The sequence below is a fragment of the Blastococcus sp. TF02A-35 genome, assembly GCF_004571075.1.
Taxonomy (GTDB): domain Bacteria; phylum Actinomycetota; class Actinomycetes; order Mycobacteriales; family Geodermatophilaceae; genus Blastococcus.
In genome coordinates this window covers 1-9,506 of sequence record NZ_SPQP01000070.1, presented here as the reverse complement: position 1 = coordinate 9,506, position 9,506 = coordinate 1, and the positions used below count along the sequence as shown (strand labels likewise).

The 9,506-nt window shown below is 73.6% G+C and carries 8 protein-coding genes; 4 read left to right on the top strand and 4 right to left on the bottom strand.

Annotated elements, in window-relative coordinates; genetic code table 11:
• Positions 1–133 precede the first annotated feature (133 nt).
• On the top strand, positions 134–808 hold the full coding sequence (locus tag E4P43_RS19360; protein WP_135147146.1) for a hypothetical protein: 675 nt from the start codon (positions 134–136) through the stop codon (positions 806–808).
• Positions 809–818: 10 nt separating this feature from the next.
• Here E4P43_RS19360 and E4P43_RS19355 read toward each other — a convergent pair whose 3' ends face one another.
• Complete coding sequence (locus E4P43_RS19355) at positions 819–2,414, bottom strand: phospholipase D-like domain-containing protein (protein ID WP_209313977.1); 1,596 nt, start codon at positions 2,412–2,414, stop codon at positions 819–821.
• A 74-nt stretch (positions 2,415–2,488) separates the two neighbouring features.
• On the opposite strand from E4P43_RS19355, the gene E4P43_RS19350 reads away from it, so the two are divergent.
• Positions 2,489–3,754: an aspartate kinase gene (locus E4P43_RS19350; protein WP_135147144.1), complete on the top strand. Its 1,266-nt coding sequence runs from the start codon at positions 2,489–2,491 to the stop codon at positions 3,752–3,754.
• On the top strand, positions 3,751–4,803 hold the full coding sequence (locus tag E4P43_RS19345) for an aspartate-semialdehyde dehydrogenase (protein ID WP_135147143.1): 1,053 nt from the start codon (positions 3,751–3,753) through the stop codon (positions 4,801–4,803). Before E4P43_RS19350 ends, E4P43_RS19345 begins: the two co-directional genes overlap by 4 nt.
• Before the next feature lie 81 nt (positions 4,804–4,884).
• Here E4P43_RS19345 and E4P43_RS19340 read toward each other — a convergent pair whose 3' ends face one another.
• Positions 4,885–6,681 carry a prolyl oligopeptidase family serine peptidase gene (locus E4P43_RS19340; protein ID WP_135147142.1) on the bottom strand — a complete coding sequence of 599 codons (1,797 nt, stop codon included), beginning with the start codon at positions 6,679–6,681 and terminating at the stop codon, positions 4,885–4,887.
• A gap of 182 nt (positions 6,682–6,863) precedes the next feature.
• Between E4P43_RS19340 and E4P43_RS19335 the strand changes: the two genes are divergently transcribed.
• Positions 6,864–8,135, top strand: coding sequence for an MFS transporter (locus E4P43_RS19335; RefSeq protein WP_167759257.1), 1,272 nt, complete (start codon positions 6,864–6,866; stop codon positions 8,133–8,135).
• Positions 8,136–8,177: 42 nt separating this feature from the next.
• On the opposite strand, the gene E4P43_RS19330 is transcribed toward E4P43_RS19335, so the two are convergent.
• Both E4P43_RS19330 and E4P43_RS19325 read right to left on the bottom strand, forming a co-directional pair.
• Positions 8,178–9,284: a hemolysin family protein gene (locus tag E4P43_RS19330; protein ID WP_135147140.1), complete on the bottom strand. Its 1,107-nt coding sequence runs from the start codon at positions 9,282–9,284 to the stop codon at positions 8,178–8,180.
• Positions 9,281–9,506: transporter associated domain-containing protein (locus tag E4P43_RS19325; protein ID WP_280791025.1), on the bottom strand; the 226-nt coding region annotated here is incomplete at its 5' end. The genes E4P43_RS19325 and E4P43_RS19330, both read right to left, overlap by 4 nt.

Here is a 9,506-nt window from a genome sequence, read left to right as displayed (position 1 = left end):
GGGGGGGGGGGGGGGGGGGGGGGGGGGGGGGGGGGGGGGGGGGGGGGGGGGGGGGGGGGGGGGGGGGGGGGGGGGGGGGGGGGGGGGTAGCGTGCCGTCCGGCGCAGCACGAGGCGAGGAGGGGCACGGGTCCATGGCCGGCACGCGCACCCGGGACGGCCGGCGCTTCGGCTCCCAGGACGACCGCCCGACCACCGCGGAACGGGTCCTGCGCGGTGTCGGCCTCACCGCGGCCGTGCTGGCGTTCATGGTCGGGGTGTTCGTGCTGCCGATCCAGTTCATCGACTCCCGGCTGTCCGCCATGGTGGAGGCGATCGATAGCGCCGGCATCGCCCCGTACCCGGCGCTGGGGATCGAGCAGCGGGTCGAGGAGGACCGCTACGGCTACGGCGTCGAGGAGCTCGTGGCCACCTACCGGGACGACGACGGCGAGGTCGTCACCGCGCAGCTCCACCGCTTCGGCCAGCTCCGGGTCGTGCGCGAGGAGGAGGGCTGGCAGGTGATGCCCGACGGCCCCGGGCGCGAGATCTACGTGACCCCGGACGGCCGCGACGGGTTCCTCGCCGAGGACTACCGGGACATGCTGAGGAACGAGGACGAGGTCATCTACCTCGCGGGCGACGCGTGGGTCGCTGGCTGGGCCGCGATCGGCCTGGTCGCGCTGGGCGCCCGTTCGGTCCTCCGGCTCCGCCGCGGGGTCGTCGGCGCCGGCGGGGCGGCCCTGGCTCCGGCGCTGTACTGCCTCGGTGCCGTCGCGCTCGTCGCCCTGGGATGGGCCGTCTCGTTCCCCCTGGGAGCCGGCTTCTGAGCCGGGCGGCTCAGAAGTCCTTCCTGAGCCGCATCCGCAGCGGGCGGCCGTCGGGGTCGACCAGCAGACGGTAGACCGGCGTCGCCCAGAGGCGGGTGAGCCGGGACAGCCGCTCCGGCCGGTGCGGCCGGAGCCGGCCCGGCGGTCGGGGACCGCGCCGACCGCCCGCGTGCCACTCGGCCAGGGCGGCGGCGCGGGACGTGAGCGTGGCGACGAACCGCTCGGGGTCCAGCAGCAGGTCGTCCTCGCCGCCGTCGGGATCGAGGTCGAGGTGCTCGCGCGCCAGCTCCAGCCGCAGGTCCCGGGCGAGGGTCCGCGCACCGACGCCGGTACCCGATGGGTCACGCGGCTCGCGGGCATCGCGCGTGGTGTCCAGCACCGCGGTGGACAGCTCGCTGTCGTGCGTCCACGACCGGCGGTTGAAGTTGTCGCTGCCGATGCTGGCCCACACGTCGTCGACGACGCACACCTTGGCGTGCACGTACACCGGCGTACCGGCGTGGTTCTCCACGTCGAAGACGTGCACCCGCTCGTCGCCGCCCGCCCGCACGCACATGTCGATCGCCTGCCTGCGGCCGACGTACTGCGGTGTCGCGTTGAACGCGCCCTCCTGGTCCGGGATCCGGGGGACGACCACCACCAGGTGCAGCTCGGGGTTGCTCGCCAGTGCCTCCGCGAAGAGCTGGGCCACCTCGCCGGACCACATGTACTGGTCCTCCAGGTAGATGAGCCGCCGCGCCCGGCGCACCGCCTTGGAGTAGCCCCGCGCCACCGAGCGCTCCCCACCGGGGGCGAAGTCGTAGGGCGGCCGGATCGCGGGATAGGTGCGCAGGGTCTGCACCAGGTGCGGCCCGCACTCGGGCGGGGGTGGCAGCTGCGGCGGCAAGGGCGGTGGGTCGAGGCGGGCGTGCCGCAACCGGTCCCGCACCCAGGCCAGCGGGTTGCCCGAGTCGGCGTTGGTCGGGTCCTCCCAGCGTTCCCGGAACACCGTGTCGAGCACGTGCACGGCCGGCCCGCGCAGCTCGAGCTGCACGTCGTGCCACGGCGGGTGCTCCCCGTAGGCCGAGGACATCGCGACCGACTGCGGGTCGCCCTCGTGCGCGGCGTCGTCCCGGCGGCTGTGGCACAGGTCGATGCCGCCGGCGAACGCGACGTCGCGCGAGGGGTCGTCCCGGTGCCGCAGGACGACGAACTTCTGGTGGTGGCTGCCCGCGCGGCGCACCCGCTGGTCGAGCACCACCTGGCCGCCGTCCTCCTCGACATCCCGGTCCAGCGACCGGTTCTCCCGGGCCGAGAAGGACATCGCGTCGATGTGCGAGCGCCACACCAGCCCGCGCACGCACACCCCGCGGAGCAGGGCCTGCTCGAACAGCTCGGCCACGGTGGGCCCGTCCGGGCGGAGCCGCTCGTCGGGGTCGCCGCGCCAGTCGGTGAACCAGAGGTGGTCGCCCTCGCCCAGCGCCCCGACCTCCTCGACCAGCCGGTCGAAGTACGTCGCGCCGTGCACCAGCGGCCGGACGAGGTTCCCCGACGTCCACGCCGGCAGCGCCGTCGCCGGGTTGCCGCGCTCCTCGGAGGTCAGCAGCCACTGCGACGGGTCGTCCACCGGGTGATCACATCCGACCGCTCTGCGGGACGCAACCGCCGGTGCAGCCCGCCGCATCGGTAACCTCATGTCCCGTGGCCCTCGTCGTCCAGAAGTACGGCGGCTCCTCCGTCGCCTCCGCAGAGCACATGAAGCGTGTCGCCGAGCGGATCGTCGCCGCGAAGAAGAACGGCGACGACGTCGTCGTGGTCGTCTCCGCGATGGGCGACACGACCGACGAGCTGCTCGACCTGGCCAGCCAGATCACCGACGACCCGCCCGGCCGCGAGCTCGACATGCTGCTCACCGCCGGCGAGCGGATCTCGATGGCGCTGCTGGCCATCGCCATCTCCGAGCACGGCTACGAGGCCCGCTCCTTCACCGGCTCGCAGGCCGGCGTCATCACCACGTCCAGCCACGGCAAGGCGCGGATCATCGACGTCACGCCCGGCCGGCTGCGAGACGCGCTGAACGAGGGCTCGGTCGTCATCGTCGCCGGGTTCCAGGGCGTCAGCCAGGACACCAAGGACATCACCACCCTCGGCCGCGGCGGCTCGGACACCACCGCCGTCGCCGTCGCCGCGGCGCTGTCCGCCGACGTCTGCGAGATCTACACCGACGTCGACGGCGTCTTCACCGCCGACCCGCGCATCGTCCCCAACGCCCAGCGGCTCGACACCATCACCTACGAGGAGATGCTCGAGCTCGCCGCCTCGGGGGCCAAGGTGCTCATGCTCCGCTGCGTCGAGTACGCCCGCCGCTACGGCATCCCCGTGCACGTCCGCAGCTCCTACTCACAGCTCCCCGGCACGATCGTGTCCGGCTCGATGGAGGACCTCCCGGTGGAACAGGCGATCATCACGGGCGTCGCGCACGACCGCTCCGAGGGCAAGATCACCGTCTACGGGGTGCCGGACCGGCCGGGCGAGGCCGCCCAGCTGTTCCGCGTCCTCGCCGACGCCGAGATCAACATCGACATGATCGTGCAGAACGTGTCGGCCGAGGCCAGCAAGCTCGCCGACATCTCCTTCACGCTGCCCAAGAGCGACGGCCCGGCCGCGCTGGCCGCGCTGGAGAAGGTGAAGCACACCGTCGGGTACACCGACGTCAGCTTCGACCAGCACATCGGCAAGGTGTCGCTGGTCGGCGCGGGCATGCGCTCGCACCCGGGGGTCTCGGCGAAGTTCTTCGGCGCGCTCGCCGACGCCGGCGTGAACCTCGAGCTGATCAGCACCTCGGAGATCCGCATCTCCGTGGTCTGCCGCGACACCGACGTCGACATCGCCGTCCGCGCGGTGCACGACGCGTTCGACCTCGGCTCCGACGTCGAGGCGGTCGTCTACGGAGGTACCGGACGATGAGCCCTGCCAGCAACGGCCTCCGGGTCGGCATCGTGGGCGCGACGGGCCAGGTCGGCCGCGTCGTCCGCGAGATCCTCGAGCAGCGCGGCTTCCCGGTCGCGGAGATGCGGTACTTCGCCTCCGCCCGGTCCGCGGGCAGCACGCTGCCCTGGGCCGGTGGCGAGATCACCGTCGAGGACGCCGCGACCGCCGACCCCACGGGCCTGGACATCGCGATCTTCTCCGCGGGTGCCACCACCTCGCGGGAGCAGGCGCCGCGGTTCGCCGCCGCCGGCGTGACCGTGATCGACAACAGCTCCGCCTGGCGGCGCGACCCCGACGTCCCGCTCATCGTCAGCGAGGTCAACCCGCACGCGATCGGCGAGATCCGCAAGGGCATCATCGCCAACCCGAACTGCACCACCATGGCCGCGATGCCGATCATGGGCGCGCTGCACCAGGAGGCCGGGCTGGTCCGGCTGGTCGTGAGCACCTACCAGGCGGTCTCGGGCAGCGGCGTCGCCGGCGTCGAGGAGCTCGACGGCCAGGTCAAGGCGGTCGTGGACAAGGCCGCCGAGCTGGCCCACGACGGGTCGGCGGTGACCTTCCCGGAGCCGGTGAAGTACGTCGCGCCGATCGCGTACAACGTCATCCCGCTGGCCGGGTCGGTCGTCGACGACGGCTCGCTGGAGACCGACGAGGAGCAGAAGCTCCGCAACGAGAGCCGCAAGATCCTCGGCATCCCCGACCTGCGGGTCGCCGGCACCTGCGTGCGGGTGCCGGTGTTCAGCGGCCACTCGCTGTCGATCAACGCCGAGTTCGCCCGGCCGATCACCCCTCAGCGGGCCACCGAGATCCTGGCCGCGACCCCGGGCGTGGAGCTGTCGGACGTCCCGACGCCGCTGCAGGCGGCGGGCCGCGACCCCAGCTACGTCGGCCGCATCCGGCAGGACCAGAGCGTCGACGACGGCCGCGGCCTGGTGCTGTTCATCAGCAACGACAACCTGCGCAAGGGCGCTGCCCTCAACACCGTCCAGATCGCGGAGCTGCTCCTCGCCGCTCGCGGCTGACCGAGCGGCCGACATGGCCATTTCGACCGCCTCCCGGACGGAACCAGTCGGGCGGCAGGGCCGAGATGGCCATGTCGGCCCTTACGGCTGCACGTGCCGCAGGGCGAAGGCGAGCGCGATCTCGACCTGGCGGATGGTCTCCTCGATGACCAGCGACCCGTGGCCCGCGTCGAACCGGTACACCTCGTGCGGCTTGCCGAGCTCCTCGAGGCGGGCCAGGTAGTTGTCGATCTGACGGATCGGGCAGCGTGGGTCGTTCGCGCCGGCGACCACCAGCACGGGGGCGGCGACGGCGTCGACGTAGGTGATGGGGGAGGACCGCACGTAGACGTCGCGCACCTCCTCCGGTGAGCCGCCGAACAGCGCGCGGTCGTAGGCCCGCAGGCCCTCCATCTCGTCCTCGTAGGCGGCCAGGTAGTCGGCCACGGGCACCTCGGCGATGCCGGCCGCCCAGCGCTCCGGCTGGGTGCCGAGGCCGAGCAGGGTGAGGAAGCCGCCCCACGAGCCGCCCGAGAGGATCGCGCGGGCGGGGTCCACCACGCCCTCGGCGACCAGGGCGTCGTAGACCGCGCCCACGTCCTCCAGCTCGGTCAGCCCGGGACGGCCGGTGAGGGCGTCGCGCCACGCGGAGCCGTAGCCGGTGGAGCCGCGGTAGTTCACGTGCACGACCGCGTACCCGGCGTCCACGTAGGCGGCCCGCCGGGCGCGGTAGGAGTCGTCGTCGGCCGACTCCGGGCCGCCGTGCACCAGGAACGCCGTGGCGTACGGGCCCTCGCCCGCCGGGCGCACCAGCAGGGCGTGGATGTCACCGCCCGGCCCGGGCACCCAGCGGTCCTCGACCGGGTAGGCCGCGGGCGGCTCCTCGGCCGCCACGGAGAGGACGACGGGGCCGTCCGCCCGGCGGATCACCGGCGGCAGCTCGGAGTTCGACCAGGCCAGCTCGACCGTGCCGTCGGGCCGCGCCGTGGCACCGCGGACGACGCCGGGCGGGGTGTCCAGCCGCTCCAGCTCGCCGGTGGCCAGGTCGTAGCGGTACAGCTCGCTGCGGGCGGCGTGGTCGTGGCCGACCAGCAGCGCGGAGCCGTCGGGGTAGAAGCCGGCCGTGACGTCGCCGGGCAGGTTCAGGACGATCTCGGTCTCGGTGTCGGCCTCGACGTCCCAGACCAGCAGCTCCTCGCGACCGCGGCGCTCGTGGCCGACCAGCAGCCGGCGGTCGCCGGGGAGGGGGGCGAACTCCAGCGCGTGCAGGCCCCTGCCCTCGCCGTCCCACTTCTCCGCGACGACGGCGTCGTCCGCGGTGCGCAGGACGCGCAGCGCGGGGTAGCGAGGGTCGCCGTGCTCGGAGTGCGAGATGACCAGCAGCTCGTCGTCGCGGGTCAGCGCGTCGACCGAGGCCGGGTCCGCGTGCCGGTAGACCACCCGGGGCCTGCCGCCGACGGGCGCCAGCCACAGCTCGCTGCCGTCGTCGGTGCTGCGGCCGATGGCGACCAGCGAGCGGCCGACCTCCAGGCCGGCCGGGTAGGCCGGCCCCACCTCGGGGACGGCGACGACGTCCTCCCCGCCGGTGAACGGCTGGGTCATCCAGACGCCGAACTCGTCGCCGTCGGTGTCGGCGAACCACCAGATCGTCTCGCCGTCGGGGCTGATCGTGCTGATCAGCGTGCCGTTGGGCCGGTCGGTGACCTGGCGGTGCTCGTCGGTCGAGCGGTCCCACGCGTACTGCTCGACGATGCCGGTGAGGTCGGAGGAGTACAGGTTGCGGTGCGGCGCCTCCTCGGCCCAGTCCGGCAGCGAGACCCGGGGTGCCCGGAACCGGGCCTGCCAGCGGGCGGTGACCTCGGGGGACAGGGCGGGAACGGTGCTGGGGTCGACGCTCACCGGCTCATCTTGCCCCGGCAGGCTCCAGAAGCCGGCGGGCCGCCGGAATCGGCCACGTGTCCGTGGACATATGACGCACGAGCAGCCCTTGACGGCGTTGGGTGTGATCCGGACCATACGTGCAACGGACTTCTGTCCGCATGACGGACACACCCTTCTCGCCGACGACGTCAGGAGCGGCCATGTCACTGCCCACCACGAGCGCACCCGAGCCGGTGCGCGCCCCGGAGGACGCGCGGAAGGGAGCCGTCGCCGTCGCGGTCGGCTTCGCCGTCCTGTGCCTCTCCTACATGCTCAACGCGATGGACCGGCAGGTCTTCTACCCGCTCCTGCCGCAGATCCGCGAGGAGTACGGCTTCTCCCTGGACCAGTCGGGCCTGCTGGCCACCGGCTTCACGCTCGGCATCGCGCTCACCGGCCTCCCGGCCGGCTACCTGCTCGACCGGCTCTCCCGCAAGATGATCATCGTCGTCAGCGTGGTCGTCTACTCGCTGGGCACCCTGGCCATCCCGCTGTCGGCGGGCTTCGGCGACATGGCGGTCTACCGGCTGGTGTCGGGCATGGGCGAGGGCGTGCAGGCGACCGCCATCTACGCCGTCATCGGCGCCTACTTCTTCCACCGCCGCGCCCTGGCGGCCGGCTTCATCGGCGTCGCCTTCGGGCTCGGCGTCTTCCTCGGGCCGATCATCGGGCAGGCGTTCGCCGAGTCCGCCGACTCCTGGCGGGCGCCGTTCGTGGTCTTCGGCGTCGCCGGCCTCGTCATGGCCGCCGTGCTGGCGCTCACGGTGCCCCGCTGGATGAGCGAGGCTGTCGCCGGCCGCTCCGGGACGGCGGACACCGCCTCCTACGCGCACGTGCCCGCCAGCCCCTGGAACCGCGCCACCCTCGGCATCGGGATCGCCTCCGCCGTCTCCGGCCTGGTCTTCTACGGCTTCCTCGGGCTCTACCCGACCTTCCTGCGCGAGGAGCTGGCCTTCGAGCCGGCGCAGGCGGCGCTGGCTGCCTCGCTGGTGGGCTTCGGGGCCATGGTCGCGCTGCCCGTCGGCTACCTGGCCGACCGGTACGACCAGCGGCTGCTGCTGGCGGTCGGCTTCGTCGGCTCCTCGCTCACCGCGCTGGCTGCCTACCGGTTCGCCGACGGCGCAGGCGCCCAGTACGTGCTCGCCTTCCTGATGGGGGCCTTCGCCAGCGGCGTGCTGTTCACCAACTGCACGACGGCGATGCAGCGGGCGGTCCGGCCCGAGCACGTCGGCCGCGGCGCCGGCCTCTTCATGCTCACGTACTACGTGGCGGCCGCGTTCTCCGGGCTGCTCTTCGCCCGGCTGGTCGCGGGCATGGGCTGGGACGGCGCCGGGCTGGTCCAGCTGACCCTGCTGCCGGTCGTCGGCATCGCGGCCCTGGCGCTGGTCGACCCGCGGCGCATGGTCGTGCCGCCGAAGGTCGCCCGCGCCTGACGCAGCGCTCCGGCGGTGGCCGGCCCCCGCGACGGGGGCCGGTCACCGCCCTCCGGCGCCCGCGCCGGAGGCGGCGGCCCGGGCCGGGGCACCGTCCTGCTGCTCGTCGACCCTGCGGCGCTCGGCGGCGGCGTCGCGGACGTCGCCGATCAGGCGCTCCAGCACGTCCTCGAGCGCCACGATCCCCTGCACGCCGCCGTCGTCCTGCACCAGACCGAGGTGGGCGCCGGCCTTGCGCATGGCGGCGAGCACCTCGGGCAGCGGCTCGTCGGCCCGCAGCTCCACGAAGGGCAGCACGTCGCGGTCGGGCATCGGCTGGTCCCGCCGCTCGGCGGGCACGTCCAGCACGTCCTTCACGTGCACGTAGCCGACCAGCCCGCCGTCGGCGTCGCACACCGGGTACCGGCTGAAGCCGTGCTCGGCGACGGTGAGCTCCAGCTCCCGCGGGGTCGTGCTCCGGGGCACCGTGACCAGCCGGTCCAGCGGCAGCAGCACCGTGGAGAGGTCGTTCTGCTCGAAGGTGAGCGCGCCGGCGGCCAGCTCGCCCATCTCGGTGCCCAGCACCCCCTCGCGCTGCGACTGGGTGACCATCGACCGGATCTCGGTCTCGTCGAAGCTCGCCGCCACCTCGTCGGTGGGCTGCACGCCGAACAGCCGCACGAAGCCGTTGGCGATCGTGTTGAAGAACCAGATGAAGGGCTTGAGGACCCGCACCATCAGCGCCAGGGGCGGGCCGAGCGCGATCGCCGCCCGGTCCGGCCCGGCAAGGGTGATGTTCTTGGGCACCATCTCGCCCAGGACCATGTGCAGCACGGTGACCAGCGACAGCGCGATCACCAGCGAGATGGGGTGCAGCAGGCCGTCGGGCACGTGGGCGGCGTGCAGCGGGACCTCGATCAGGTGGGCCACGGCCGGCTCGCCGACGGCGCCCAGCCCCAGCGAGCACAGCGTGATGCCGAGCTGGGCGCCGGCCATCATCTGCGAGACGTTGCGCATCGCGGCCAGCGTCTTCACCGCGCGGGCCGAGCCCGCCTCGGCGCGGGCCTCGATCTGTGCGGCGCGGGCGGAGACCAGGGCGAACTCCGCGGCGACGAAGAAGGCGTTGCCCAGCAGCAGGGCGACCAGGACCAGCAGGCTGACGAGGTTCACGCCGCCACCTCCTCGCGGGAGGACCGGGCCCGGTCGTCGGGCTCGGTGCCCGGCGGGTCGGCCATCCGGCGGGCGACGACGCGCGCGACCCGGCGCCCCTGCACCGTCTCGACGGTGAGCTCGACGTCGTCGACGCGGACGACGTCCCCTTCCTCGGGCAGCCGCTGGAGCCGCTCGGTGAGGAAGCCGGCCAGCGTCTCGTACCGGCCCTCGGGGACGGCG

Excerpts from the sequence above, each read along its gene's own strand:
- E4P43_RS19360 (WP_135147146.1), top strand. The coding sequence starts at position 134 with ATGGCCGGCACGCGCACCCGGGACGGCCGGCGCTTCGGCTCCCAGGAC.
- E4P43_RS19345 (WP_135147143.1), top strand. The coding sequence starts at position 3,751 with ATGAGCCCTGCCAGCAACGGCCTCCGGGTCGGCATCGTGGGCGCGACG.
- E4P43_RS19335 (WP_167759257.1), top strand. The coding sequence starts at position 6,864 with ATGTCACTGCCCACCACGAGCGCACCCGAGCCGGTGCGCGCCCCGGAG.